This is a genomic window from Brachybacterium ginsengisoli, from assembly GCF_002407065.1.
In the GTDB taxonomy this organism is placed as follows: domain Bacteria; phylum Actinomycetota; class Actinomycetes; order Actinomycetales; family Dermabacteraceae; genus Brachybacterium; species Brachybacterium ginsengisoli.
In genome coordinates, this window is the sequence record NZ_CP023564.1 from 2,653,487 (window position 1) to 2,677,591 (window position 24,105).

The 24,105-nt window shown below is 71.9% G+C and carries 25 protein-coding genes and 1 pseudogene; 1 reads left to right on the forward strand and 25 read right to left on the reverse strand.

The genetic code is table 11. From position 1 onward, the window contains the following. Positions 1–58: 58 nt before the first annotated feature. From CFK41_RS11815 to rpsB, 7 genes are all read right to left on the reverse strand, one after another. Positions 59–436: a DivIVA domain-containing protein gene (locus tag CFK41_RS11815; RefSeq protein ID WP_096799840.1), complete on the reverse strand. Its 378-nt coding sequence runs from the start codon at positions 434–436 to the stop codon at positions 59–61. Next, positions 436–1,746, reverse strand: coding sequence for a 23S rRNA (adenine(2503)-C(2))-methyltransferase RlmN (rlmN, locus tag CFK41_RS11820; protein WP_096799841.1), 1,311 nt, complete (start codon positions 1,744–1,746; stop codon positions 436–438). Before rlmN ends, CFK41_RS11815 begins: the two co-directional genes overlap by 1 nt. Then, positions 1,743–2,648 (reverse strand): phosphatidate cytidylyltransferase, encoded by a 906-nt coding sequence (locus tag CFK41_RS11825; protein WP_096799842.1) that lies wholly within the window; start codon positions 2,646–2,648, stop codon positions 1,743–1,745. Before CFK41_RS11825 ends, rlmN begins: the two co-directional genes overlap by 4 nt. A gap of 75 nt (positions 2,649–2,723) precedes the next feature. After that, positions 2,724–3,290: a ribosome recycling factor gene (gene frr / locus CFK41_RS11830; RefSeq protein ID WP_096799843.1), complete on the reverse strand. Its 567-nt coding sequence runs from the start codon at positions 3,288–3,290 to the stop codon at positions 2,724–2,726. A gap of 145 nt (positions 3,291–3,435) precedes the next feature. Continuing rightward, positions 3,436–4,188 carry a UMP kinase gene (pyrH, locus tag CFK41_RS11835; RefSeq protein ID WP_096799844.1) on the reverse strand — a complete coding sequence of 251 codons (753 nt, stop codon included), beginning with the start codon at positions 4,186–4,188 and terminating at the stop codon, positions 3,436–3,438. A 132-nt stretch (positions 4,189–4,320) separates the two neighbouring features. After that, the gene (tsf, locus tag CFK41_RS11840; protein ID WP_096799845.1) at positions 4,321–5,145 is read right to left on the reverse strand and encodes a translation elongation factor Ts; all 825 of its coding nucleotides are present in this window, start codon (positions 5,143–5,145) and stop codon (positions 4,321–4,323) included. A gap of 102 nt (positions 5,146–5,247) precedes the next feature. After that, entirely contained in the window at positions 5,248–6,186 is a 939-nt protein-coding gene (gene rpsB / locus CFK41_RS11845; RefSeq protein ID WP_096799846.1) for a 30S ribosomal protein S2, read from the reverse strand. Between the two features lie 559 nt (positions 6,187–6,745). On the opposite strand from rpsB, the pseudogene CFK41_RS11850 reads away from it, so the two are divergent. Beyond that, positions 6,746–7,111, forward strand: a pseudogene (locus CFK41_RS11850) (murein hydrolase activator EnvC family protein); the annotation flags it as partial. 198 nt (positions 7,112–7,309) lie between these two features. Here CFK41_RS11850 and CFK41_RS11855 read toward each other — a convergent pair. From CFK41_RS11855 to ffh, 18 genes are all read right to left on the reverse strand, one after another. Further along, positions 7,310–8,380 carry a tyrosine recombinase XerC gene (locus CFK41_RS11855; protein WP_096799847.1) on the reverse strand — a complete coding sequence of 357 codons (1,071 nt, stop codon included), beginning with the start codon at positions 8,378–8,380 and terminating at the stop codon, positions 7,310–7,312. A 39-nt stretch (positions 8,381–8,419) separates the two neighbouring features. After that, a complete protein-coding gene (gene dprA, locus CFK41_RS11860) occupies positions 8,420–9,646 on the reverse strand; it encodes a DNA-processing protein DprA (protein ID WP_096799848.1) in 1,227 nt (408 codons plus the stop codon). Continuing rightward, positions 9,643–11,184: a YifB family Mg chelatase-like AAA ATPase gene (locus CFK41_RS11865; RefSeq protein ID WP_096799849.1), complete on the reverse strand. Its 1,542-nt coding sequence runs from the start codon at positions 11,182–11,184 to the stop codon at positions 9,643–9,645. Before CFK41_RS11865 ends, dprA begins: the two co-directional genes overlap by 4 nt. Then, positions 11,184–11,774: a YraN family protein gene (locus CFK41_RS18170; protein WP_096799850.1), complete on the reverse strand. Its 591-nt coding sequence runs from the start codon at positions 11,772–11,774 to the stop codon at positions 11,184–11,186. Before CFK41_RS18170 ends, CFK41_RS11865 begins: the two co-directional genes overlap by 1 nt. Before the next feature lie 117 nt (positions 11,775–11,891). Continuing rightward, positions 11,892–12,194: a DUF2469 domain-containing protein gene (locus tag CFK41_RS11875; RefSeq protein WP_087484437.1), complete on the reverse strand. Its 303-nt coding sequence runs from the start codon at positions 12,192–12,194 to the stop codon at positions 11,892–11,894. Beyond that, positions 12,191–13,018 carry a ribonuclease HII gene (locus CFK41_RS11880; protein ID WP_096799851.1) on the reverse strand — a complete coding sequence of 276 codons (828 nt, stop codon included), beginning with the start codon at positions 13,016–13,018 and terminating at the stop codon, positions 12,191–12,193. The genes CFK41_RS11875 and CFK41_RS11880 overlap by 4 nt, the downstream gene beginning before the upstream one ends. Next, positions 13,015–13,806 (reverse strand): signal peptidase I, encoded by a 792-nt coding sequence (gene lepB / locus CFK41_RS11885; protein WP_096799852.1) that lies wholly within the window; start codon positions 13,804–13,806, stop codon positions 13,015–13,017. The genes CFK41_RS11880 and lepB (CFK41_RS11885) overlap by 4 nt, the downstream gene beginning before the upstream one ends. 30 nt (positions 13,807–13,836) lie before the next feature. After that, positions 13,837–14,415, reverse strand: coding sequence for a signal peptidase I (gene lepB / locus CFK41_RS11890; protein ID WP_096799853.1), 579 nt, complete (start codon positions 14,413–14,415; stop codon positions 13,837–13,839). Between the two features lie 8 nt (positions 14,416–14,423). Next, on the reverse strand, positions 14,424–14,774 hold the full coding sequence (gene rplS / locus CFK41_RS11895; RefSeq protein WP_096799854.1) for a 50S ribosomal protein L19: 351 nt from the start codon (positions 14,772–14,774) through the stop codon (positions 14,424–14,426). Positions 14,775–15,114: 340 nt separating this feature from the next. After that, positions 15,115–15,864 (reverse strand): tRNA (guanosine(37)-N1)-methyltransferase TrmD, encoded by a 750-nt coding sequence (gene trmD / locus CFK41_RS11900; RefSeq protein WP_096799855.1) that lies wholly within the window; start codon positions 15,862–15,864, stop codon positions 15,115–15,117. Positions 15,865–15,871: 7 nt separating this feature from the next. After that, positions 15,872–16,456: a ribosome maturation factor RimM gene (gene rimM, locus CFK41_RS11905; protein WP_096799856.1), complete on the reverse strand. Its 585-nt coding sequence runs from the start codon at positions 16,454–16,456 to the stop codon at positions 15,872–15,874. Continuing rightward, positions 16,453–17,397 carry a hypothetical protein gene (locus CFK41_RS11910; RefSeq protein WP_227873062.1) on the reverse strand — a complete coding sequence of 315 codons (945 nt, stop codon included), beginning with the start codon at positions 17,395–17,397 and terminating at the stop codon, positions 16,453–16,455. The genes rimM and CFK41_RS11910 overlap by 4 nt, the downstream gene beginning before the upstream one ends. 88 nt (positions 17,398–17,485) lie before the next feature. Continuing rightward, the gene (locus tag CFK41_RS11915; RefSeq protein WP_096799857.1) at positions 17,486–17,728 is read right to left on the reverse strand and encodes an RNA-binding protein; all 243 of its coding nucleotides are present in this window, start codon (positions 17,726–17,728) and stop codon (positions 17,486–17,488) included. A gap of 1 nt (position 17,729) precedes the next feature. After that, positions 17,730–18,200 (reverse strand): 30S ribosomal protein S16, encoded by a 471-nt coding sequence (gene rpsP / locus CFK41_RS11920; protein WP_096799858.1) that lies wholly within the window; start codon positions 18,198–18,200, stop codon positions 17,730–17,732. A gap of 202 nt (positions 18,201–18,402) precedes the next feature. After that, the gene (locus CFK41_RS11925) at positions 18,403–19,761 is read right to left on the reverse strand and encodes an Nramp family divalent metal transporter (protein WP_096799859.1); all 1,359 of its coding nucleotides are present in this window, start codon (positions 19,759–19,761) and stop codon (positions 18,403–18,405) included. A 138-nt stretch (positions 19,762–19,899) separates the two neighbouring features. Further along, on the reverse strand, positions 19,900–21,030 hold the full coding sequence (locus CFK41_RS11930) for an amidohydrolase family protein (RefSeq protein ID WP_096801063.1): 1,131 nt from the start codon (positions 21,028–21,030) through the stop codon (positions 19,900–19,902). Between the two features lie 224 nt (positions 21,031–21,254). Beyond that, positions 21,255–22,181, reverse strand: a complete 927-nt coding sequence (locus tag CFK41_RS11935; RefSeq protein ID WP_096799860.1) for a PDDEXK family nuclease — start codon at positions 22,179–22,181, stop codon at positions 21,255–21,257. 288 nt (positions 22,182–22,469) lie between these two features. Next, positions 22,470–24,071 carry a signal recognition particle protein gene (ffh, locus tag CFK41_RS11940; protein WP_096799861.1) on the reverse strand — a complete coding sequence of 534 codons (1,602 nt, stop codon included), beginning with the start codon at positions 24,069–24,071 and terminating at the stop codon, positions 22,470–22,472. Positions 24,072–24,105: the final 34 nt, after the last annotated feature.

Sequence of the window (24,105 nt, forward strand, 5' to 3'; positions counted from 1 at the left end):
GTGCTGTCGGTGCCCCACTGTAGCGGGGCGGACGGGGTGGGGCGGGGAGGCGTGCGGGTCAGCGGCGACCGAACAGCCGCGAGAGGAACCCTCGCTGCTCGGCGGGATGCGGCACGGGGCCGCCGGAGCCGGCCGCCGGGGCATCAGCCGGACGCGGCCGAGCCTCTCCCGACGGAGCGGGCTCCCGGGACGCTGCTGCCGGTGCAGCGGCGTCGCGGAACTGCGGAGCCAGGACGTCATCGAGGAACTGGTCGACCTCGTCGGTGTCGTAGGCCTCGCTGAAGCGGGTCTGGCGGAAGCGGGCCCCGAGCACCGTCTCGGCCGTGACCGAGCCGTCCCCGGAGGCGAGCGCCTTCTCGCAGCGGTCCAGGAAGTCGTCGACCTCGGCCATCTCATAGCCCGCGGCGAAGCGGACGGGGGTGAAGCGGACGTCCATCAGAGCTCCTCTCCGTCTCCGCCACGTGCGGCGGCGACGGCCTCGACCCGCGCGACCCGCGCCTCACGGTCGGCGCGATGGGTGTCGGACTCGATGACCTCGGCGGCGAGCTGTCCGCAGGCGCCGTCGATGTCCGAGCCGCGGGTGTCACGGATGGTCGCGGAGATGCCGTTGTCCCGCAGGGTCTCCACGAAGATCTTCTCCACCCGGGGATCCGAGGCGGTCCACTTCGAGCCCTTGACCGGATTCAGCGGGATCGGGTTCACGTGCACCCAGTGCGCGCCTCCCTTGGCGATGAGGCGGTCGGCGAGCAGCTGGGCCCGGTGCTGCTGATCGTTGATGTCGCGGATCAGCGCGTACTCGATGCTCACGCGACGCCCCGTGGTCTCGAAGTACTCCCAGGCGGCGTCGAGGATCTCGTCCACGTCGAAACGGGTGTTGATCGGGACCAGCTCGTTGCGCAGGGCGTCGTCCGGCGCGTGGAGCGAGACGGCGAGGGTGACCGGGATCTTCTCCGCGGTGAGCTTGCGGACCGCCGGGGCCAGGCCCACGGTGGAGACGGTGATGTGGCGGGCGCCCATGCCGAACCCCTCGGGGGCCGGGGCGTTCAGGCGACGGCACACGGTCGCCACGGGGCGGTAGTTCGCCAGCGGCTCCCCCATCCCCATGAAGACGATGTTGTTCACGCGGCCCGTGCCGCCGGGCAGCTCGCCGCTGGCCAGCATCTTGTTGGCGATGCGCACCTGCTCGAGGATCTCGGCGGCGGAGAGGTTGCGGGTCAGGCCCATCTGGCCGGTGGCGCAGAAGGGGCAGTTCATGCCGCACCCCGCCTCCGAGGAGATGCACAGGGTGTTGCGGTCGCTGTAGCGCATCAGCACCGACTCGACCATCGGCCCGTCGAACAGCTGCCACAGGAACTTCTGGGTGGCGCCGTGGTCGGCGGACTGCCGGGAGACCTGGGTCAGCAGCGGCGGGAAGAACTTCTCCACCAGCTCGTCCCGGCGGTCCTTGGGGATGTCCGTGAGGTCCTCGGGATCGGTGGTGAAGTGCTCGAAGTAGTGCACCGAGAGCTGCTTGGCGCGGAAGCCCGGCAGTCCCATCTCCTCGACGGCGGTCTTCCGCTCCGCGAGCGTCATGTCCGCGAGGTGCACCGGCGGCTTCCCGCGGCGGGAGGGTTTCATCTGCAGCTGGCCGGGAGCCAGGGCGATCTTCTGGCCGGGCACCGCCTCGCGGGAGAGGTCGGGGTTGGTGGACAGCGCCACCGGGGTGGACGTGTCGGGGCGCCTGGTCGGCTCCTCGGGAGTGGTCATGGCAGCAGTACCTCCAGCATGATGTAGGTGGTGGGGGCGGCGAGCAGGATGGAGTCGACCCGATCCAGCACTCCCCCGTGGCCGGGCAGAAGGTGGCCCATGTCCTTGATGCCGAGGTCCCGCTTGAGCAGCGACTGGGAGAGATCGCCCCCGGTGGAGACCAGCACCAGGACCACGCCGATCGCGGCCGCGGCGGCGACCGGGAGGTCCAGGGCGAGCACCCCGACCGCGGTGACCGAGGCGGTGCCCAGCACCAGGGAGCCGGCGAAGCCCTCCCAGCTCTTCTTGGGGCTGATCCGCGGCGCCATCGGATGCTTGCCGAACAGCACGCCGGCGACGTAGCCGCCGATGTCGTTGCCGACCGGCCCGAGGATCGCGAGCAGGACGAGCATCGGTCCGTGCTCACGGGCGAACAGGAGCAGCAGGAAGCACCCCAGGAACGGCACCCACGCCAGGGCGAACACTCCCCCGGCCACGTCCCGCAGAGCGCTCAGGCCCATCGACTCGCTGACGCGCCACAGGATCAGGACGCAGACGGCGACGGCGGTCGACACCAGCAGTCCCTCGACCCCGAGCACGACGGTGGAGACGACCATCCCGATCGTCCCGACCAGCAGCGGGATCTGCGGCAGCTGGAGGCCGCCGTGGGCGAGCGCCCGCGTCACCTCGATCACGGCGATGACCATCGCGATCGCGGCGACCACCGGGAAGGCCTGCGGCACCACGAACACGGCGAGGATCAGGATCCCGCCGAGACCTGCACCGACCGCGATGGCCGCCGGCAGGTTCCGCCCGGCGCCGCGCCGCTTGGCGTGCTCGACATCCCCTGCGGGCGCATCGACGACCGCCTCGAGCGGGCTCGAGGCGGTCGTCGTGACGGGGACCGACGGATCGGCGTTCACGCCGTGGATCCGTCGGGTCGCGATCTGCGGTGCAGGATTCTGCTCTCCTGTGCGGCGGCTCGGAGGTGCGACGGCTCAGACGGTCTCGAGCTCGGTCTCCTTGAGGCCCAGCGCCTCGTCGATGAGCTCGATGTACTTCTTGGTCAGGGCCTCGAGCTCCTTCTCGGCGCGGGTGCCCTCGTCCTCGCCGATCTCCTTGTCCTTGACCAGCTTCTCGATCGACTTCTTCGCGTTGCCGCGGCTGCCGCGCACGGAGACGCGACCCTCCTCGGCCTTGTTCTTCGCGAGCTTCACGTACTCCTTGCGACGCTCCTCGGTCAGCGCCGGCAGCACGACGCGCAGGGTGTCGCCGTTGTTCGTGGGGTTCACGCCCAGATCGGACTCGCGCAGCGAGGTCTCGACGGCCGACATCGCGGACTTGTCGTACGGGGTGACGATGACGGTGCGCGCCTCCGGGAACGTCAGCGAGGCGAGCTGGTTCAGCGGCGTGGGGGCGCCGTAGTACTCCACGTTGATGCCCTGGAACATCGCGGCGTTCGCGCGACCGGTCCGGATGGCGGTGAATTCGTCCTTGGTGACCTCCACGGACTTGGTCATCCTCGACTCCGCGGTCTTCAGGATGCTCGGGGTGTCGTCGCTCACGGGATGCTCCTCGGTTCTGGGTGGGTGTTCATGGTCCATTGTCGCGCACCGACCGTGACGGCCGGTGCGCCGGGGGTCCTCGGGCGCGCCCCTGGCTCTCGCCGAGGGTCCGCCGGAGCGGGGCCGGGCTGCGCCCGGCGCCCGATCACTTGGTGACGACGGTGCCGATCCGGTCGCCGCGCATGGCGCGGGTGATGTTGCCGGGGGTGTCCAGTCCGAACACCATCATCTGCTGGGCGTTGTCCATGCACAGGCTGAAGGCGGTGGAGTCGACGACCTTCAGACCCTGCTGGAGGGCGTCGTTGTAGGTGACGTGCGCGAGCTTCTTCGCGTCGGGGTTGGTGCGCGGATCCGAGTCGTAGACGCCGTCGACGCCGTTCTTCGCCATCAGCACCTCCTCGCACCCGATCTCCAGGGCGCGCTGCACCGCGACGGTGTCGGTGGAGAAGTACGGCATGCCGGCGCCGGCGCCGAAGATGACGACGCGGCCCTTCTCGAGGTGGCGCACGGCGCGCAGCGGGATGTACGGCTCGGCGACCTGGCCCATCTCGATGGCGGTCTGGACGCGGGTGGAGATGCCGCGCTGCTCGAGGAAATCCTGGAGGGCGAGGCAGTTCATGACGGTGCCGAGCATGCCCATGTAGTCCGCGCGTCGGCGGTCCATGCCGCGCTGGGAGAGCTCCGCACCGCGGAAGAAGTTGCCGCCCCCGACGACGATGGCGCACTCGATGCCCTGGGAGACGCCTTCGGCGATCTCCCCGGCGATCCGGGAGACGACGTCGGGATCGACGCCGACGGCGCCTCCTCCGAAGGCCTCGCCCGAGAGCTTGAGGAGGACTCGTCGTCCGTCCTCAGGCTTCGGGAGAACAGGAATCGGTGACGTGAACGTCTGGGTCATGTCGGTCCTTCCGCGCTGGGTCCTCGGCGATGATACCGGTGCGGCCCCGCACCGATGGTGCGGGGCCGCAGGGCGGTGGCCACGCTCACGCGCAGCCGGTGGGAGAGGCCCGCAGGGGCCGCTCCCGGGGCGTCAGTTGCCGACGCGGAAGCGGAGGAAGCCGGTGAGGGTGCCCCCGGCCTCCTCGACGACCTGGCCGACGGACTTCTTGGTGTCCTTGGCGAACGCCTGGTCCAGGAGGCAGTTCTCCTTGAAGAAGCCGTTCAGGCGGCCCTCGATGATCTTGGGCAGGGCCTTCTCGGGCTTGCCCTCGTTCTTCGCGGTCTCCTCGGCGATGCGACGCTCCTCGGCGACGGTCTCCTCGGGGACCTCATCGCGCGAGAGGAACTTCGGGGTGAACGCGGCGATGTGCATCGCCACGTCGCGCGCGACCTCGGCACCGGCCTTGTCGGTGGCGACCAGCACGCCGACCTGCGGGGGCAGGTCCTTGTTGGTGCGGTGCATGTACGAGGAGACGACCTCGCCGGAGACGCGGCCGATGCGACGCACCAGGATCTTCTCGCCCATGGTGGCGCCGGCGTTGGTCAGCGCCTCGCCGAAGGGGGTCTCGGCGAGCTGCTCGGGCTCGGTGGCACCGGACTCGACGGCCGCGGCCACGGCCTCGTCGCCGAGGGCGACGAACTTGTCGTTCTTGGCCACGAAGTCGGTCTCGGAGTTGAGCTCGACGAGGGTGCCGGTCTGGCCGCCCTCGCTGTCGCGGATGTCGACGGCGATGAGGCCCTCGGAGGCGGTGCGGCCCTCGCGCTTGGCGATGCCCTTGAGGCCCTTGACGCGGATCAGCTCCACGGCCTTGACCTTGTCACCGTTCGCCTCGTCGAGCGCCTTCTTGACGTCGAGCATGCCCGCGCCGGTGGACTCGCGGATCTCCTTGATGTCTGCTGCCGTGTAGTTGGCCATGTTCCTCTTCCTTGTGGGAGCTGCTTCGGGAGGGGAGGGAGGCGTGGTGCGCCTCCCCGTGGAGAGGCCCGGGACCGGTCGTGCCGGCCCCGGGCCCTGGTGTCACTCGGCGGCGGGGGCCTCGGAGGACTTCTCCTCGGTGGGCTCCGCAGCGGCGGTCTCCTCGGCGGCGGGCGCCTCGGCGGCAGGGGTCTCCTCGGCGGCCGGGGTCTCCTCGGCCGCGGCGACGGACTCCTCGGCCGGGGCGTCCTGCTGCTGGACCTCGGACTGCTTGAGCAGCTCCTGCTCCCACTCGGCCAGCGGCTCGGCGTCGACGGCCGAGACGTTCTTCTCGCCACCGGTGGACTTGGCGTGGCGCTCCTGCAGGCCGGCGGCCACGGCATCGGCGATGACGCGGGTCAGCAGGGTGACGGAGCGGATCGCGTCATCGTTGCCCGGGATCGGGTAGGTGATCTCGTCGGGATCGCAGTTGGTGTCCAGGATCGCGACGACGGGGATGTTGAGCTTCTGCGCCTCGTCGACGGCCAGGTGCTCCTTGTTGGTGTCCACGACCCACACGGCCGAGGGGGCCTTGGCCATGTCGCGGATGCCGCCGAGGGTCTTCTCCAGCTTGTCCTTCTCGCGGCGCATCATCAGCAGCTCCTTCTTGGTGCGGCCGGAGGAGGCCACATCGTCGAAGTCGATCTGCTCGAGCTCCTTGAGGCGGTTCACGCGCTGGGAGACGGTCTGCAGGTTGGTGAGCATGCCGCCCAGCCAACGCTGGTTCACGTAGGGCATGCCGACGCGGGTGGCCTGCTCCTGGACGGACTCCTGCGCCTGCTTCTTGGTGCCGACGAAGAGGATGGTGCCGCCGTGGGCGACGGTCTGCTTGACGAAGTCGTACGCCTTGTCGATGTACGTCAGGGTCTGCATCAGGTCGACGATGTAGATGCCGTTGCGCTCGGTGAAGATGAAGCGACGGACCTTCGGGTTCCACCGACGGGTCTGGTGTCCGAAGTGGACGCCGCTCTCCAGGAGCTGGCGCATGGTGACGACTGCCATGATGGTGTCCTCTGTTCTCCGGCCCTGGGCTCACACGGCTCGCCCGTAGGCGTCCGCGGTCATCGCGCAGGACCTGCTTTCTCGGTTGTTCCCCCGCCACCGGACGGTGCGAGGCCTGGTGCCCGGGACGCCGACCGCCCCGGTGCACCCGCGCGCGAGGCGCAGGCACGGTCGAGGACCGCTGGTCGGCGGGCCCTGGTGGGCACGCGAAGTCATCCGGACGGACCGGATGCTGGGAAGAGTCTATCCGACGTCTCCACCTCCCCGTGCGCGTCGTGCGTCACCCTGCGGGGTGTCGTCCGCCGCATGGGCGGGGGTGGCCGGGAGCGGGTGCGGAAGACGCCGAGCAGGGTCGAGGGGCGGAGCGCCGACGGTTCCTCCCCACTCCCCCGCCGTCCACCTCGCGACGGCCGCCCGACCGCTGCGGCCTCCGGTCCCGGAGGATGCGGGCATGGCACACCTGAGTGGAAGCACTCCCCCGCGATCGCCCCACCCCCGCGGCGCTCACCCGTCGAGCCGCCGCGCGCTGCGCCGGATGCTCGCGCTCCTGACGGTCCTGATGGCATCCGTCGTCGCCGTCGGCACCCTGTCGCCACCGGCGCATGCCGATGGTCCGCGCTGGCAGTGGCCGCTGCCGGCGCCGCACCGGGTGCTCGAGCCGTTCCGCGCGCCGGAGCACCGCTACGGTCCCGGCCATCGGGGGATCGACATCGAGGTCGCGGCCGACGGCGCCGCGGTGCGTGCGGTGGAGGCGGGCACGGTGCAGTTCAGCGGGATGGTGGCGGGCCGGGGCGTGGTGTCGGTGCGGCACGCGGACGGGCTCCTGTCCACCTATGAGCCGGTGATGGGCACCCTCGAGGTGGGGACGACGGTCGAGGCCGGACAGGTGCTCGGCACCGTCGCCGCGGATCCGGTCGCCTCGCACTGCGCAGGGAGCACCTGTCTGCACCTGGGGGCGAGACGGGGCGAGACCTACATTGATCCGCTGACCCTGCTCGGTGCGCGGGGTCCGAGCATCCTGCTGCCCTGGGGAGGCGGAGCGACCGGGAGCGAGATGACGCCCGGGGGTGGGATGGTGCCCGGGGGCGGGATGGCCGGGGCCCGGGTCCCCGGTGCCCCGGTCTCAGGCGCGAGGGTGGGCCTGGTCGACGGTGCGGCGCAGCCTCTCGGCGCTGACGTGGGTGTATATCTGCGTGGTCGCCAGCGAGGAGTGGCCGAGGAAGTCCTGCACGCTGCGCAGGTCGGCGCCGCCCTCCACGAGGTGGGTGGCCGCGCTGTGGCGCAGGGTGTGCGGGGAGATGTGGCGGCTGATCCCGGCCTCGCTCGCGTGACGGTCCACCAGGGTGCGCACGGCGCGGTCCCCGAGCCGCCCGCCCCGCGCTCCGAGGAACAGCGCATCCCCCGCCCGTGAGGCGGAGCCGCCGCCCCGCAGCAGCACCGGGCGACCCTCTGCCTCCCACCGCTGCACGGCGTCCAGGGCGGGAAGCCCGACGGGGACGATCCGCTCCTTGTCCCCCTTGCCGCGCACCCGCACTGTGTGCTGGCTGCGGTCGATCCCGGAGCGGTCCAGGGCGACCAGCTCGGAGACTCGCAGCCCGGAGGAGTAGAGGAGCTCGAGCACGGCGGCGTCCCGCAGGAGCAGCGCACGTTCGTGGAGCGTGCTCTTCTCGTGGAGGGCCCGAGGATCTCGCCCTGGCTGCTGCCCCGGATCCTGCTCCGGCACGGACTCTGGCGTCGACCCCGGATCGGGGCGTTCCCCCAGTGCGGTGGACCGGGTCTGCTCGGTCCGCTCGGTCTGGCCGAGCCCGTCGAGCAGAGCCCCGGCCTGATCGCCCGTCAGCACGGTGGGGAGGTGCCGCCCTCGGCGCGGCGCGCGCAGACGCCCACCGACGTCGTGCGGGATGCGTCCGGTGGCCGCGAGCCAGGTCGTGAAGGTGCGGGCCGCGGCGGCGGACCGAGCCAGCGTGCTCGCACCGGCCCCGGTCTCCGATCGGGCGGCCAGCCAGGAGCGCAGAGCGTTGACGTCGAGCTCGGTCACCGAGATGCGCTCGATGCTCCGCAGGTGCTCGAGCAGCCCGGCGGCCTCTCGGCGATAGGCGCGCACGGTGTGCTCCGACCGGCCGCGCTCCAGGCGCAGGTGGGCGGCGAAGTCGTCGACGACGGTCTCGTCGTCGTGCTCCCGATCGGTGCTCATGGCCACAGTCTCCCGCATCACCGGCGGCGCTGCCGCGTCTCAGGGGGTGGTGCGGGCGCGTCGCACCCGCTGCGCCGAGCACTCCACCAGCCCCAGCAGCTCCAGACGCGCCAGGGCGGCCTCGACCTCCTCCGGGCGGAAGCCGACCTCGTCCGCGAGGCGCGTGCCGGTGGTGCTGGACCGGGGCGGCACGGCGTCGAGCACCCTGCGGTCCGCCGGGGCGAGCAGATCCAGCTCGTCCTGGACGGCGAACCCGCCCTCGCCGGCGGCGGGGCCACCCGGGAGCAGGTCCAGCAGGTCACCCGGCTCGGTGATCAGCACGGCACCGCGCTCGCGGATCAGGCGATGGCTCCCGGCGCTCGCCGCGGAGGTGATCGGGCCGGGCACAGCGCCGACGGGACGGGAGAGCTCGTCGGCCAGTCGCGCTGTGGACAGGGCGCCCGAACGCCAGGAGGCCTCGACCACCACGGTGGCCCGGGACAGCGCGGCGATCAGCCGGTTGCGGGCCAGGAACCGCCACCGGGTGGGAGCGGTCCCCGGCGGTGCCTCGCTGACCAGCAGGTGCCGGGCCCCGATCTCCTCCAGCAGCTGCGTGTTGCCCCGCGGGTAGAGGCGGTCCAGCCCTCCGGCGAGGACGGCGACGGTCGCTCCGCCGTCCGCCGCCAGCGCGCCGCGATGCGCCGCGGCATCGATGCCGTACGCACCGCCGGAGACGACGGTCCCGCCGCCAGCGGCGAAGGCGGAGGCCAGCGTCGCGGCGGTGTCCTCGCCGTACGGGGTCGAGGCGCGGGAGCCGACCAGCGCGGCGGTGCGCGGTCCCAGCAGGGCATCGAGGTGCCCCGGCCCCTGCACCCACAGGCAGTGCGGGGCGGTCTCCTGCAGATCCTCCAGCAGCTCCGGCCACTCCCCGTCCTGCGGGGTGAGCTGACGGATGCCGCGCCGACGGGCCTCCTCCCGGACCCTCTCGACGTCGACGCGGCCCAGTCGAGCCGCCCACCTCTCGACAGCCCGGTCGATGCGGGCCCGCGGCGCTCCGCGTTCCGGATCCGAGGCCTGCGTGGGCAGATCCCCGCCGAGCTCGCGCAGCAGCGTGGCGGCCTCTCCACGGCGCGCCAGGTCGAGCGCGACAGCGTGACCGAGCACCGAGCAGACGGCGAAGGCGATCGCATCCGAGGGCTCGGCGATCAGCGACCAGGTGATCCGGGCGGTGCGATCGGCCGCGGCAGCCTGGTCGGAGCCGTGCGGGCGAGGGTGGTCAGGGGTCATCGGAGCTCTCCTCCACGCAGGGTCAGTGCCTGACCGATGTGCTCGGCGGCGGGGCGCTCGGCCTCATCGAGGTCGGCGAGGGTCCAGGCCAGACGCAGCACACGATCGTGCCCGCGCAGGGTCAGTCGTCCTTGGGCGACGGCGTGGTCGAGCAGGCGGCGCTCTCTGCGCTCCGGAGCGAACTCCCTGCGCAGCAGCGGTCCGGGCACCTGGGCGTTCAGCTCCCAGCCCCGACCCTCGAACCGTCGGCGCTGGCGCTCGCGGGCGGCGGCGACGCGTCGAGCCATCACGGCGCTCGGCTCCCCCGGGATACCGGCCTCCCCGTGGAGGTCCACGGGGCCGACGGTGACGCGCATGTCCACCCGGTCCAGGACGGGACCGGAGAGCCGCGCCAGGTACCGGCGTCTCTGCTGCGGAGTGCAGCTGCACTGGTCCCCCTTGCCCCAGGCCTTGCCGCAGGGGCACGGGTTGGCCGCCAGGACCAGCTGGAACCGTGCCGGGTATCGCGTGACGCCGCGGGTGCGATGCAGGGTGATGTCCCCGGTCTCGAGCGGCTCGCGCAGCGCCTCCAGCACCCGGGAGGGGAACTCCGGCGCCTCGTCGAGGAACAGCACCCCGGCGTGGGCGCGGGAGATCGCACCGGGACGCGCGAGGCCCGCCCCTCCCCCGACGACAGCCGCCGTGGAGGCGGTGTGGTGGGGGTTCTCGAAGGGCGGAGTGCGCAGGAGGCCGCCGCGCGCGTCGAAGCGTCCGGCCAGCGAGTGGATCGCGGAGACCGCCTGGGAGTCCTTCGTGCCCAGCGGCGGGAGGATGCTCGGCAGGCGCGAGGCGATCATCGTCTTGCCTGCACCGGGCGGGCCCATGAGGAGAAGATGGTGGGCGCCGGCGGCGGCGACTTCCGCCGCTCGGCGGGCCGTCGCCTGGCCCAGGACGTCGGCGAAGTCGGGTCGGTGGGCGGCGACCGGGACGGGTGCCGTCTCGACCTCGCCGGAGTGCGACGGCTGGCGCACCGGGGAAGGCGGGACGTCGGCCCCGTGGCGGTGCAGGAGCGCCGTGAGGTCCCCGGCCCCTGTGACATCCATGCCGTCGACCAGCTGGGCCTCAGGCAGGTTCTCCTCGGGCACGACCGCACGAGTGATGCCCTGGGCCCGCGCCGCCAGCAGCGCGGGCAGGATCCCCGGGATCGGGCGGACACGACCGTCCAGGCCGAGCTCCCCGAGCAGCACGAGGTCCGCCGGGACATGGACGAGCAGGTCCCCCTGGGCATCGAGCACCGCCATCGCGATGGCGAGGTCGAATCCGGAGCCGTGCTTCGGCCGCCAGGCGGGGGTCATGTTCACCGTGATCCTGCGGGCGGCGAGGCGGATCCCGCTGCGGGCGGAGGCGGCGCGCACCCGTTCCCTGGCCTGGAGGGTGGAGGAGTCGGGCAGCCCGACCACGGAGAACGCCGGAAGCCCCGCAGAGACGTCCGCCTCGACCTCCACCAGCAGTCCGTCCAGGCCGCTGAGGCTCACCGAGAGCGTGCGGGCGTGTCCCATCAGGACACCGCCTCGAGGTGCTCGAGGGAGAAGGTCCCTCCGGGGTGGGCGTGCACGGCGACGACGTCGATCCGCACGTCGCGGTGCGGGGTGGAGCGCTCCATGAGGTACTCGCCGGCCAATCGGCGCAGACGCCGCATCTTGTCCGGGGTGACCGCGGCCTGAGGCACTCCGGTGACGAAGGAGCGCCGCGTCTTGACCTCGACGAAGACGAGCGTGGTGTGGGCCAGCGCCACGATGTCCAGCTCTCCGTGGCGCAGGCGCAGATTGCGTTCGACGATCTGCCAGCCGCAGGCGCTCAGGTGGGCGGCGGCCAGGTCCTCGCCGGCGCGCCCCAGCTCGGAGGTCGTCATGGCGCGGATCTGCTGGGCAGAAGGCACGGCGATCGGTCCGGAGGCCGGCGGATCGGCGGCGGCGCCAGGGGCTCTGGCGGCAGCGGGGGCTCTGGCGGCAGCGGTGGCGCCGGAGGCGAGGGAGACGTCGGGGCGGCTCGCCGCGCGACCCGTCCGGGGCGAGCCGGACGGCGCCGGCGCGGCGCGGCGCCGAGGGCGGCCTGCGGAGGGATCAGGGGTGGTGGCGAGGCTGTTCATGCGGCCAGCGTGGCCGCATCCCGGCTCGTGCGGTACCGCCTCGCCACAGGTGTGGACGACGGGGCTCTGGGGAGGAACGGTGCGCCGAGGCGGCTCCCGCGCGATCCCGCTCGGGGATCAGGGCAGGGAGATGTCCTGCTTGTTGAGCTCCTCGATGTTGACGTCCTTGAACGTCACCACGCGCACCGAGCGCACGAAGCGGTTGGAGCGGTAGATGTCCCATACCCAGACGTCCGCGAGCCGCAGCTCGTAGAAGACCTCACCGCCGCCGGAGCGGACCTGGAGGTCCACCTGGTTCGCGAGGTAGAAGCGACGCTCCGTCTCGACCACGTAGGTGAACAGGCTGACCACGTCGCGATATTCGCGGAACAGCTGGAGTTCGAGGTCGGACTCGTAGTTCTCGAGGTCCTGGGCGCTCACCGACGCTCCTTCCCATCCTGCGGGTACCACTGGTCGTCCCACAGTACGCCAGCGGCGGGGGCCGACGGGACCTCCGCCGGAGCGTCGTCCGGGGCAACCGGCATGGCCGACGGCACGGGGACCGGTGCAGGTCTCGCCGCCGGTACCGCCGACGCGGCGGGCCGGGAGCCGAGGCGCCAGCTGCGGCGGTGGTGCTCGTGCGCACCGAGGCGGTCGATCGCCTCGCGATGCGCCGCGGAGCCGTAGCCCTTGTTCGAGGCCCAGCCGAAATCGGGGGCCTGCGCGTCGAGCTCGACCATGAGGGCGTCGCGGGCGACCTTGGCCAGGATGCTGGCCGCGGAGACGCTCGCGCAGTCGCGGTCCGCCGCCACCTGGAGGTGGACGAGCGGGGCGGGGCGACGCGCCGCGGCGAGGGACGGGGTGAGCACGTCGACGTCTCCGTCCAGGACGATCGCGTCGACCTCGCCGTCCAGCCCCAGGCCCTCGAGGGCGCGCAGGGCCGCGCGGGTCAGCGCCGGCATGATCCCGATCTCGTCGATCTCCGCAGCGCTCGCCCAGCCGACGGCTCCGGCGCGGGCGGACTCCCGGATGGGGTCCACGAGCGCCTCACGACGGCGCGCAGTCAGCTTCTTGGAGTCGCGCACGCCCTCGGGCAGCGGCGCGATGACGCCGTCGACCACCTCGATCGCGCAGGCGCCCACGGCGACCGGGCCCGCCAGGGCTCCGCGTCCCACCTCGTCGATGCCGACGACGATGCGCCGCCCTCCCCCGCGACGAGCGGCCAGCGCGCGCTCCACCTCGAGGGTCGGGTCGACAGGGCTCACGGCTGGTCCGGGACGTCGGCGAAGCTCGCGGGGCCGTCGTCCAGGCGCGTCCAGCTGGAGGCGGGCCAGAAGATGACCTCGGCGCGACCGGTGATGTCGGACTCGTCGACGAAGCCGTCCTCCCCGTGGACCTCGTGGTACGCGGAGTCCGCGGAGGCGTAGCGGTTGTCGCCCATCACCCACACCTTGCCCTCGGGCACGGTGATGTCGAAGGCGTCCTGGCAGGCGGGGGTCGCGGGATTGATGTACGGCTCGTCGAGCGTGACCCCGTTGACCTGGAGAGCCGCGCCCCTGGACTCGCAGACGACGTGGTCGCCGGAAGTCCCGATCAGGCGCTTGACCAGGTGGTCCTGGGAGGGATCAGGAGCCAGGCCCACGAGGCTCAGCAGCATCATCACGCGCACGCGCGGGGTGGGGTCATCGGTGGCATCGCCGGGGATCCAGTCGCTGGGGTCCTCGAAGACGATGACATCGCCGCGGTGGAGGTCGAACACCCCCGGGCTGAGCTTGGAGACCAGGATCTTGTCGTTCTGCATCAGCGTGGGGTTCATCGACGCCGAGGGGATGTAGAAGGGCTGGATCAGGAACGTCTTGACCAGCACCGCGATGAGGAGCGCGACCACCATGGTGACCAGGGTGTCCAGCCACAGCGGCATGCGCTGGCGGCGCGAGCGTCGCCCCCGGCCGTGCTCGTCGGCCGACAGGTCGAGGTCGCGTGCGGAGTCCCCGTCGTCCGCGGGGCCCTCGGGGCGGGACCCAGCAGGTCGGGAGTCATGGGTCGCGTTCATCGCGTTGATCCTATCGGCAGAAGCTGGGCGTCAGAGGGCACTTCGTCGCGTGAGAGGCCACACGATGCGATCCGCCTCGCCCACCACGCGGTCCACCGGCACCATCCCCCCGCCGGGGGCTCCGAGCAGATGACGGGAGTCGGTGGAGTCCGCCCGGTTGTCGCCGAGCACGAACATGTGGCCCTCGGGGACCTGCAGGTCGAACTCGATCTCGCTGGGGGCGGTCCCCTCAGGGAGGTAGGGCTCCTCGAGCGGCTCGCCGTCGACGGTGATCTCTCCATCGGTCGTGCAGCACGTCACCCGATCGCCGCCGACGCCGATGACGCGCTTGACCCAGTAGCGGTCGCCGTCCGCCGAGGCGGAGGAGAAGTACCCACGGCCGTTGAAGACGACGATCTCGCCCCGCTCGGCGGTGCCGCGCGTGGTGCGGTCGGCCAGGAGCACGTCACCGACCTGGAGCGTGGGGGACATCGAGGCCGAGGGGACGCGGAAGGGCTGGACCACGTAGTGGCGCACCAGCAGCGCGGCGATCAGCAGCAGCACGACGAAGACGGCGGCGGCCACCACAGGGTGGGACCGCCGCCGTCCGTTCGCGCTGATGCGGGACATTCCTGAGATCAGGAGTGGTCGCGCTTCTCCTTGATGCGGGCCTTCTTGCCCGTGAGGTTGCGCAGGTAGTACAGCTTCGCGCGGCGCACGTCGCCGCGGGTGACGACCTCGATCTTGTCGACGGTCGGGGCGTGCACGGGGAACACGCGCTCCACGCCGACGCCGAAGGAGATCTTGCGGACGCGGAAGGTCTCGCCCACGCCGTGGCCCTGGCGGCCGATGACGTAGCCCTGGAAGACCTGGATACGAGAGCGGTTGCCCTCGATGACCTTCACGTGCACCTTGACGTTGTCGCCGGCGCGGAACGCGGGGATGTCCTCGCGCAGGGACGCCTTGTCGAGCTCATCGAGCTTCTGCATGTTCTTTCTCCAGCCCTCCGCCTCAGGTCGGACAGCTTCGTTCGCAGGGCACCCGTCGGAACGGGGCCCGGTCTGAACTGTCGATCCGGCGAGGAGCGAGCTCCTCGTGCCGGCGTGCTGGGCCTCTGGCGGCGACTCCCATCGCCACGGATCTGCCCGACCGCTTGCTGCGCCCTCCCCTGAGGCAGAGAGACGCGCGGTGCGCACGAGGGGTCATTCTGCCAGGGCGCGGAAGGAGCGGCAAGCCCGGGCGGCGGCGACCGTGCTGGTCATCACCGACAGGCGGTGTCTGCTGCGTCACTCCCTGCCGTGGGGGGGGGGAGGAGGATGCCTCGTCACCTCACGCGCTCTGGGTATCCCCATCCCCGGCCGCCAGCAGATCGGGCCGACGCTCCGCGGTGCGCGCGAGCGACTGCTCCCTGCGCCACGCCGCGATCTTGCCGTGATCCCCCGAGAGCAGGATCGGCGGGGCCTCGCGGACCACCCCGGCCGGATCGGTCCAGGAGGCCGGCCGGGTGTAGAGCGGGTACTCGAGCAGGCCCTCGGAATGCGACTCCTCGACGAGCGACTCGGCATTGCCCACCACGCCCGGGACCAGGCGCACCACGGCCTCGGTGATCGCGAGCACCGCGACCTCGCCGCCGTTGAGCACGTAGTCGCCGAGGGAGGCGAGCGCGACCTCGCAGCCCACGTCCGCGAGGTGCTCGTAGACGCGCTCGTCGATCCCCTCGTAGCGGCCGCAGGCGAACACCAGCCACTCGCACTGGGACCACTCCTGAGCGGTGGCCTGGGCGAACGGTGCACCGGCGGGGTTCGGGAAGATGATCAGCGGCTCGACGTCCTCACCCAGCTCGGCGTGCCCGGCCTCGCGCACGCCGGAGAAGGCGGCGGCCCACGGCTCGGGCTTCATGACCATGCCGGCACCACCGCCGAGCGGGGTGTCGTCCACCGTGCGGTGGCGGTCATGGGTCCACTGACGCAGGTCGTGCACGTGGAGATCGACGAGACCCTCGCGGCGGGCCTTGCCGATCAGCGAGAGCTCGAGCGGGGTGAGGTACTCGGGGAAGATCGTGATGACGTCGATGCGCATGGCCGTCTCAGCGCTTCTTCCGCGCCGGCGCCGAGGTCTCGGGCTCGGGCCCCTGCTCGTCCTCGGGGAGGGCGTCGAACATCCCCCCGGGCGGGTCGGCGATCACCACTCCGGCCTCGAGGTCCACCTCGGGCACCAGCTGCTCGACGAACGGCAGCTGGACCCGGCGACGATCCGTGGTCCGCACCACGAGCAGATCCTGCGCCGGGTAGTGGTCGATCCCGATCACGGTGCCGAGCTCGCGCCCGTCGACGTGCCGGACCGGCAGGCCCTTGAGCTGCGAGAGGTACCAGGCGTCGGGGTCCTCGTCGGCCTCCTGCTCGGCATCCACCTCGACCTCGAGATCGATCCCGCGCAGGGACTCGGCGTCGCTGCGGTCGGCGACCTCCTCGAAGCGCAGGTACCAGCGGTCCTGCTGCACGCGGGTGCTCTGGATCGTCAGGGAGCGTCGGCGCCCACCGGCCTCGACCTCGAAGACTGTCCCGATCTGCAGCCGCTCCTCGGGCTGATCGGTGCGCAGCACCAGGGCGACCTCGCCGCGCAGACCGTGGGCCCTGCCGATGGTCGCGATGATGACGTCGAGCGTGCTCATGATCGTCCTCCATGGTTCGTGCCGGTCCGGCCCTCGGCGCTCGCGCCGACGACCGCATCGGCCTCGTCGTTCTCGTGGTTCCTGTCGTCGATCTCCCCGGCATCCGGGGAGGAGTATCCGGCGGCTTCGCAGGCCGTGCCGAGCTCGGTGAGGGGGCCGCTCAGCCCTTCGGACCGGATGTCGCCGGCCAGGGCGTCCGCGAAGGGGGCGCGCACCTGCTCGAGCGCCGCGCCCACCGCGTCGTCGTCGACCGCGTTGATCTCGACGGCGAGCAGGTCGGCGGTGTCCTGCACGTCCTCCTGACGGTCCACGGGGACCTCGCGCGGCTGCAGGCCCACGAGCTTGAACATGTTCGAGGTGAGCACGTTGGCGTTGGCGAAGTGGGTGAGGGTGCCCGGGGTGTCGAAGACGTCGGCGCAGACGAGTGCCGCCGGCTTGGTCCCGTCCTCCCCCGGGGCGAGCGCCCAGAGCGCCGCCGGGGACACCTCACGGCAGTCGCCCGCCACTCCGTGCCATGCGGTGCGGAAGGCCTCGAGGTCGGCGTCGGCGCCACGCTCGGGCTCGGTGCGGAACCACTGGGCGAGCGTCTCGGCGCTCTGCTGCGCCGCGGACGGCGCGCCCTCGAAGGCGCCCTCGATGTCATCGCCCATCAGGGCGAAGAAGTCGGGATCGTCGGGCCCGGCCTCGGCGGCGCTCGCGGCGCGGGCCAGCACGGTCCGGGAGAGGGGGTCGACGTAGTCGGGGTCTCCCCAGAACGTGGTGCAGGCCGCCTGCAGCGCGGGATCCGCCTGCGGCTCCTGCGTCGCAGCAGACGCGGTGCCGCCCCCGGCGTCGGAGGGGGGCTGCTCGGACCCGGTCCCGGCGCCGGTGCATCCGGCGAGCAGCAGGCTCAGGCCGAGCAGGATCGCGGCCGACCGGCCCGCAGCGCGGCGTCCTGGCACGGACGTGCGCCTGGAAAGCCAGGAGCGGTGCTGCCCGGACCTCTCGGTCCGCTCGGCAGCACCGCTCCGCAGAGTGGCTCGCGGCACCTCAGCGCCGGTCGACGTCGACGATGTCGACTCGCACGTCGTCATCCGACAGGGCGGCCGTCACCGTGCGCAGGGCACGGGCGGTGCGCCCCGAGCGGCCGATGACCCGACCGAGGTCGGCGGCGCCGACCCGGACCTCGAGCAGCGGACCGCGACGCGTGGACTTCTCGGTCACGCGCACGGCGTCGGGGTCATCGACGATGCCGCGGACGAGGTGGTCGAGGGCTTCGGCGCGAGAGCTCATGTCAGGCCTCGTCGGTCGCCGCGTCGGCGGCGTCCTCGGTGGTCTCACCCTCGGCCGGGGCCTCCTCGGAACCGGCGGCGACCTCGGCGGCCTCGGACTCCTTGGCCTTCTTGGCGCCCTCGCGGCTCTCGGCGGCGGCCTTGTCGGCGTCGGCGATGAGCTCCTCGGCGGTCTTCCTGGTCTCGGCGGTCTTCAGGGAGCCGGCGGCGTCGCCCTCACCCTTGAACTTGGCCCAGTCGCCGGTGACCTTGAGGAGTGCGGTGACCTGCTCGGTCGGCTGGGCGCCGACACCGAGCCAGTACTGCGCACGCTCGGACTCGACCTCGATGACCGAGGGGTGCTCGGTCGGGTGGTACATGCCGATCTCCTCGATCACGGCGCCGTCGCGCTTCTTGCGCGAATCGGCGACGACGATGCGGTAGTACGGTGCACGGACCTTGCCCATGCGCTTCAGGCGGATCTTGACAGCCACGTGGGTGGACTCTCCTTCAATGATGTTCGGGTGAGTCCCGCCGCAGCCTGTGGGGTCATGCGGGCGCTGACGGTTCTCGGGGTGTCGTGCACGGACGGGTAGAGGGCCGGTCCGCGCGCATACAGGTTCAGAGTATGCCAGGGATGGGCATCCCTGATCCACTCGTCGCCGTGTGCACCGGGGCACACGGCGCGTCGTGGCCTCACCCTCCGCCCAGCGCGTCCAGCAGCTGGGAGACGCCGAGCACCACGAACAGCAGGGTCACCACGGCGAGCGCGATGTTCCCGGCCGGCCCGTTCCGCCAGGCGGCGGGCATGTGGCGGGAGTTCATCAGCACCAGCAGGGTGACCGCCAGGAACGGCATGAAGAAGGACCCCAGCACACCGTAGGCGATGATCACCTGCACCGGCTTGCCCAGCAGGAGCAGCAGCATCGGCGGGATCGTGAGCCACAGGACGTAGAAGCGGTAGTACTTCCCGCCGATACGGCGGTCCGGATGATCCTCCGCCTTGCCGCGCACGTGGCCCCAGAAGTCCGCGAACATCACCGAGACGCCGTTCCACACCCCGAGCACGGAGGAGAACGACGAGGCCCAGAAGCCGATCAGGAACACCCAGCTGAACACGGTGCCGTAGCGGTCCGCGAGCACGTCCGAGAGATCCAGCAGCCCGCGGTCCCCCTCCCCGATCGCGATGGAGGAGGAGTACAGCAGCTCGGCGCCGACGATGAGCATCGCGACGACGAAGATCCCGGAGATGACGTAGGCCATGGCGTTGTCGATCCGCATGACCTTCATCCAGCGCGGGGTGGACCAGCCCTTCTCGGTGAGCCAGTACCCGTAGGCGGCGAGGGTGATCGTGCCGCCGACGCCGCCGGCGATCGACAGGGTGTAGATCAGCCCGCCGTCGGGGATGCGCGGCACCAGGCCGCCGACGATCTCGCCAAGATTCGGGACGGTGACCGCCGCGGCACCCACGACCGTCACGAACATGACGCCCACGAGGATCGCGACGAGCTTCTCGAGGGCGTGGTACCGCCCCATCCAGACCAGCGCGGCGCCGATCAGCCCCGAGAGGACCGCATAGACCATGAAGGGCATCTGCGCGATCCACTCGACGTCCCCGAGCACGGGCACCTGCGGGATCAGGGCAGCCAGCGGCAGCGCGGAGGCGCTCATCGCGGTCGCTCCGTACACGAAGCCCCAGATCATGATGTACGGACCGAAGTACCAGGAGGTCCAGCGGCCCACGCGCCGCCAGCCCTCGAAGATCGAGTGCCCGGTGGCGAGGGTCCAGCGGCCGGCGCCCTCGACGAGGACGATCTTGATGATCACGCCCGCGATCGCAGCCCAGAGCAGGGCGTAGCCGTACCGGGAGCCGGCGACCAGGGTCGCCACGAGGTCCCCGGCGCCGATGCCGGTGGCCGCGACCACGAGGCCGGGACCGATGAGCTTCCAGCGGGGCGGAGGTCCGGAGCCGTCGGCGGTGCCGTCCGACGCCGCGGCGGATCCGGTGGTCTCGGTGGCGGCAGGCGGCCGGTGCGCTTCATCCTCGGAGTGCATCCCCCGACGGTATCGGTATGTCCGGTCGCTCGGACACCGCTCGGCGAGGGAATCTCGATCCGGTCGCCGCGGTCGCCCGGCGACGTCGGTCACGGGCGGGGTCCGGTGGGGTCGGCCGGGACAGACCCGGCAGGGCTCTCAACGGCCCGCGACGATCCGTCCGCCCAGCACTACATGGCTCCGTCGGCGCAGCACCCGATGATCGGTGCGGGGGTCGCCGGGCAGGACGAGGAGGTCCGCGGGCGCTCCGTCCTCGAGGCCTGGCACCCCGAGGAAGGTTCGGGGCGCCCAGGCCGCGGCGTCCAGGATCGCGGTGGGGTCCAGACCGGCTCGGGCGAGCTCGTCGAGCTCGTCGTGGACGATGCCGTGGCCCAGCACTCCCCCGGCGTCGGTCCCCACCAGCAGCTGGACCCCGGCGTCGTGCGCGTCCCGGGTGCGGTCGAAGCGGGCCGCGCGCAGGCGGCGCATGTGCGCGGCGTAGGCGGGGAACTTCCGCTCGCCCTGACTCGCATAGGCCTCGAACTCGCCGACGTTGACGAGGGTGGTGACGACGGGGACCCCGAGCTGCGCGGCACGGGTGATCGTCCCGTCCGTCAGCCCGGTGGCGTGCTCGAGGCAGTCGAAGCCGGCGTCGAGTGCGAGGGGCAGGGTCGCCTCGTCGAAGGTGTGGGTGGTGATCCGGGCTCCCGCGGCATGGGCGGCGTCGGCCGCGGCGAGGAAGCCGTCGGCGTCCCAGCAGGGGTCCAGATCACCCACCGCCCGGTCGATCCAGTCCCCCACCAGCTTCACCCAGCCGTCACCGCGCCGGGCCTCGCGGGTCACCGCGGCGGGGAGGTCCTCGGGCTCGACCTCGTCCGCGTATCCGATGAGGTAGCGCCGGGTGCGGGCCAGGTGGCGGCCGCAGCGGATCAGTCGTGGCAGATCGTCCTGCCGCTGCAGCGGCGAGTTGTCGATGATCGAGCCGGCGTCCCGTATCAGGAGCACCCCGGAGTCGCGATCCGTGATCGCCTGCCGACGGGCCTCCGCCAGCGTGGTGCCCCCGCCGCCGTCGCCGATGCCCAGATGGCAGTGGAGGTCGGCGAGCCCGGGCACCACCACGCCGTCGAGCTCGCGGATCTCGACGCCCGCGGGCAGCTCAGGTCGCTCGTGGTGGATCCGGCCTCCCACCACCCACGCCCCGAGGATCTCCTGCTCGGGGCCCAGCAGGAGCGGGCCGGTCAGTCGCAGGACGGGATCACGGCGCACCGGGCGCGGAAGGTCAGCGGACATGCCGACGAGCCTAGACGGCAGGGCGAGGGCGGGGCTGCGCCCGGCGGCGTTCCCCTCCCCCACCCGGCTCGCTCATCCGCCGAGGCGCGGTTCTGAACCAGATCCTGGATCAGAACCGCGCCTCCGCAGCCTGGGCGGGAGCGGTATCGGGCCGGGCGGGCGGGGGCGCGGGCGGTACAGGCGCGGGCTCGGGCGGTACAGGCGCGGGCGCGGGAGCGGGAGAGTCAGAGATCGTTCCGGGCGCCTGCGGCGGTGAGTCGCGCGATCGCATCGGCGGGATCGAGCAGATCCGCGACCGACAGCCTCACCACGGACCAGCCGAGCTGATGGAGCACCTCGTTCTTGTGCAGGTCCTTCTGCCATTGCCGACGGTTGAGACGATGCTCCTCGCTGTCGTACTCGACCGCGACCTTCGCCGCCGGATACGCCAGACCGATGACGAACGTCCGTCCCGTCGCCTCCTCACGGACGCGGAGGTTCGGCGTCGGCTCCGGGAAGCCGTGTCGCCGCAGGAGGAGCCGGGTGCGAGTCTCCATCGGCGACCAGACCTCCGCACGGGCGTCCGTCGCGGCACGGCGCACCGCGACGGATCCGGGCCCGCGCAGCCGCCCGACGTCGGGCAGGATCAGAGGAAGAGGGACGTGCACCGCTGCCCCATGCCGTCTCGCGGCGAGAGAGTCGAGGCAGGCCACGAGGTCGTCATGGGACAGCTTCGAGACGATCTGCCGCAGGACCTCCAGCGGCGGGGTGATGGCGAGGCCCCGCAGGCGGCTGCTGGGGAGAGCGGTCGCGGCGTGCACGACGAGGCTCTGCCGCGTCCGTCGGCGTCCGCCGCCGGTGTCCTCAGCGGTTCGAAGGATCGTGCAGTGCAGCGGTGCGCCGCCCGCACGCGTGAGCTCGAGGGGCAGCGGGAGGCCGAGCAGCTCCGCAGCGGTCGCGTGCGAGATGACGGAGCCCGGGACGAGGACGGTCTGCACCAGGAGCGCGACGCGGACCAGCGGAGCAGGAGCGTCGGCGCGGGAGCAGTACCCGGCCACCGGCGTCGCGATCTCATCCGATGCGAGAACCCGCGGGTGCATGCCCTGCTCACGCAGGCCGCGGCGCGAGTAGAGGCGGCCCGGGAGGAGGTCGGTGGCACGGCGGAGCGTCATCGCCGCACCCTAGGCAGCCGTCGATCTCGAGACCGGGCATCCCAGGCCGATGTGCATGACTCATCGCTGGGGAGGAACGCTTCCCGGCCGATTACCCGCAGGTCATGCGCGGTTCTGAACCAGATCCTGGATCAGAACCGCGCATGACCCGGCGGTCACCGGGGATAGCGCGTGCCGAGCCGGGCCGAGCGGGGTGGCGCGGGCCGGGCCGGGCGGGGTGACGCGGGCCGGGCGGGGTGACGCGGGCCGGGCGGGGTGGCGCGGGCCGAGCAGGCCCGCGCCGCGGCGTCACTTGTTGCCGAAGAGCTTCTGCATCTCCGGCGGGAGCTGGCTGGGGTCGAAGTCGGAGAGATCCGTCTGACCGCCCTGCCCGGCGCCCGCACCGAAGGCCGAGCCGCCCGTGGAGCCCCCGGCGGACCCTGCCTCGGAGGCGCGACGAGCGGCCTCGGCCTCCTCGCGCGCCGCCTTCGCGGGGTTCTTGGACTTGCCCTTCTTGACCTGCTTCTGCGGGGCCTGCTTGCCCCGGGACTTCTTGCCCATGCCCATGCCGGGACCGCCGGGCATGCCGGGCATCCCGCCGCCGGCCATGCCCTTGCCCATGGTGCGCATCATCTGCTGGGCCTGCTTGAACCGCTCCAGCAGCTGGTTGATCTGCTGGACCGTGGTGCCGGAGCCCTTGGCGATGCGGTTGCGGCGGGAGCCGTTGATGATCTTGGGGTCGTTGCGCTCGGCGGGGGTCATCGAGCGGATGATCGCCTCGACCTTGCCGATCTCGCCCTCGTCGAAGTTGTCGAGCGCCTCGCGGTACTGGCCCATGTTCGGCAGCATGCCGAGCATCTTCTTGATGCTGCCCATGTTCTTGAGCTGCTGCATCTGGTTCAGGAAGTCGTCGAGGGTGAAGTCCTCGCCGGAGGCCAGCTTCGCGGCGGCCTTCTCGGCCTCCTCCTGGTCGAAGGCCTTCTCCGCCTGCTCGATGAGGGTGAGCACGTCACCCATGTCGAGGATGCGGTTGGCCATGCGGTCCGGGTGGAAGCGCTCGAAGTCCTCGAGGCTCTCACCGGTGGAGGCGAAGAGGATCGGGCGCTGGGTGACGCCGGTGATGGACAGCGCGGCACCGCCGCGGGCGTCGCCGTCGAGCTTGGAGAGCACCACGCCGGTGAAGCCCACGCCGTCGCGGAAGGCCTCGGCCACGCGGGCGGCGTCCTGGCCGATCATCGCGTCGACCACGAAGAGGGTCTCGTGGGGGTTGACGGCATCGCGGATGTTCCGCGCCTGCTCCATCATCTCCTCGTCGATGCCGAGACGGCCGGCGGTGTCGACGATGACCACGTCATGCTGCTGGAACTGGGCGGTGGAGACGCCGTTCATGGCGACCAGCACCGGATCGCCCACGCCGTTGCCCGGCTCGGGGGCGAAGACCGGCACGCCGGCGCGCTCGCCGACGATCTGCAGCTGGTTGACGGCATTGGGGCGCTGGAGGTCGGCGGCGACCAGCAGCGGGGTGTGGCCCTCCGACTTCATCCACGTCGCGAGCTTGCCGGCGAGCGTGGTCTTGCCGGCGCCCTGGAGGCCGGCCAGCATGATCACGGTGGGCGGGTTCTTCGCCCAGTGCAGCTCGCCGGTGGCGCCGCCGAGCACCTCGACCAGCTCGTCGTTGACGATCTTGACGACTTGCTGGGCAGGGTTGAGGGCCTTGGAGACCTCTTCGCCCAGGGCGCGCTCGCGGACCCGGCCGGTGAAGTCGCGCACCACCGACACGGCGACGTCGGCGTCGAGCAGGGCTCGGCGGATCTCGCGGATCGTCTTGTCGACGTCCGCTTCGGTGAGGCGGCCATGGCCGCGCAGACCCTTCAGCGATGCTGTGATGCGATCGGAGAGGTTGTTGAACACGAAGCGCTTCCCCTTGGTCGTATGGACCGCATCA

What these genes read in the sequence shown, in the direction of transcription:
- tsf (WP_096799845.1), bottom strand. Translation starts at nt 5,145, where the DNA reads ATGGCCAACTACACGGCAGCAGACATCAAGGAGATCCGCGAGTCCACC.
- pyrH (WP_096799844.1), bottom strand. Translation starts at nt 4,188, where the DNA reads ATGACCCAGACGTTCACGTCACCGATTCCTGTTCTCCCGAAGCCTGAG.
- CFK41_RS11865 (WP_096799849.1), bottom strand. Translation starts at nt 11,184, where the DNA reads ATGGGACACGCCCGCACGCTCTCGGTGAGCCTCAGCGGCCTGGACGGA.
- CFK41_RS18170 (WP_096799850.1), bottom strand. Translation starts at nt 11,774, where the DNA reads ATGAACAGCCTCGCCACCACCCCTGATCCCTCCGCAGGCCGCCCTCGG.
- rpsB (WP_096799846.1), bottom strand. Translation starts at nt 6,186, where the DNA reads ATGGCAGTCGTCACCATGCGCCAGCTCCTGGAGAGCGGCGTCCACTTC.
- CFK41_RS11915 (WP_096799857.1), bottom strand. Translation starts at nt 17,728, where the DNA reads ATGAGCTCTCGCGCCGAAGCCCTCGACCACCTCGTCCGCGGCATCGTC.
- CFK41_RS11815 (WP_096799840.1), bottom strand. Translation starts at nt 436, where the DNA reads ATGGACGTCCGCTTCACCCCCGTCCGCTTCGCCGCGGGCTATGAGATG.
- CFK41_RS11855 (WP_096799847.1), bottom strand. Translation starts at nt 8,380, where the DNA reads ATGAGCACCGATCGGGAGCACGACGACGAGACCGTCGTCGACGACTTC.
- dprA (WP_096799848.1), bottom strand. Translation starts at nt 9,646, where the DNA reads ATGACCCCTGACCACCCTCGCCCGCACGGCTCCGACCAGGCTGCCGCG.
- rplS (WP_096799854.1), bottom strand. Translation starts at nt 14,774, where the DNA reads ATGCAGAAGCTCGATGAGCTCGACAAGGCGTCCCTGCGCGAGGACATC.
- CFK41_RS11925 (WP_096799859.1), bottom strand. Translation starts at nt 19,761, where the DNA reads ATGCACTCCGAGGATGAAGCGCACCGGCCGCCTGCCGCCACCGAGACC.
- rlmN (WP_096799841.1), bottom strand. Translation starts at nt 1,746, where the DNA reads ATGACCACTCCCGAGGAGCCGACCAGGCGCCCCGACACGTCCACCCCG.
- CFK41_RS11930 (WP_096801063.1), bottom strand. Translation starts at nt 21,030, where the DNA reads ATGTCCGCTGACCTTCCGCGCCCGGTGCGCCGTGATCCCGTCCTGCGA.
- lepB (WP_096799852.1), bottom strand. Translation starts at nt 13,806, where the DNA reads ATGAACGCGACCCATGACTCCCGACCTGCTGGGTCCCGCCCCGAGGGC.
- rimM (WP_096799856.1), bottom strand. Translation starts at nt 16,456, where the DNA reads ATGAGCACGCTCGACGTCATCATCGCGACCATCGGCAGGGCCCACGGT.
- CFK41_RS11935 (WP_096799860.1), bottom strand. Translation starts at nt 22,181, where the DNA reads ATGACGCTCCGCCGTGCCACCGACCTCCTCCCGGGCCGCCTCTACTCG.
- lepB (WP_096799853.1), bottom strand. Translation starts at nt 14,415, where the DNA reads ATGTCCCGCATCAGCGCGAACGGACGGCGGCGGTCCCACCCTGTGGTG.
- trmD (WP_096799855.1), bottom strand. Translation starts at nt 15,864, where the DNA reads ATGCGCATCGACGTCATCACGATCTTCCCCGAGTACCTCACCCCGCTC.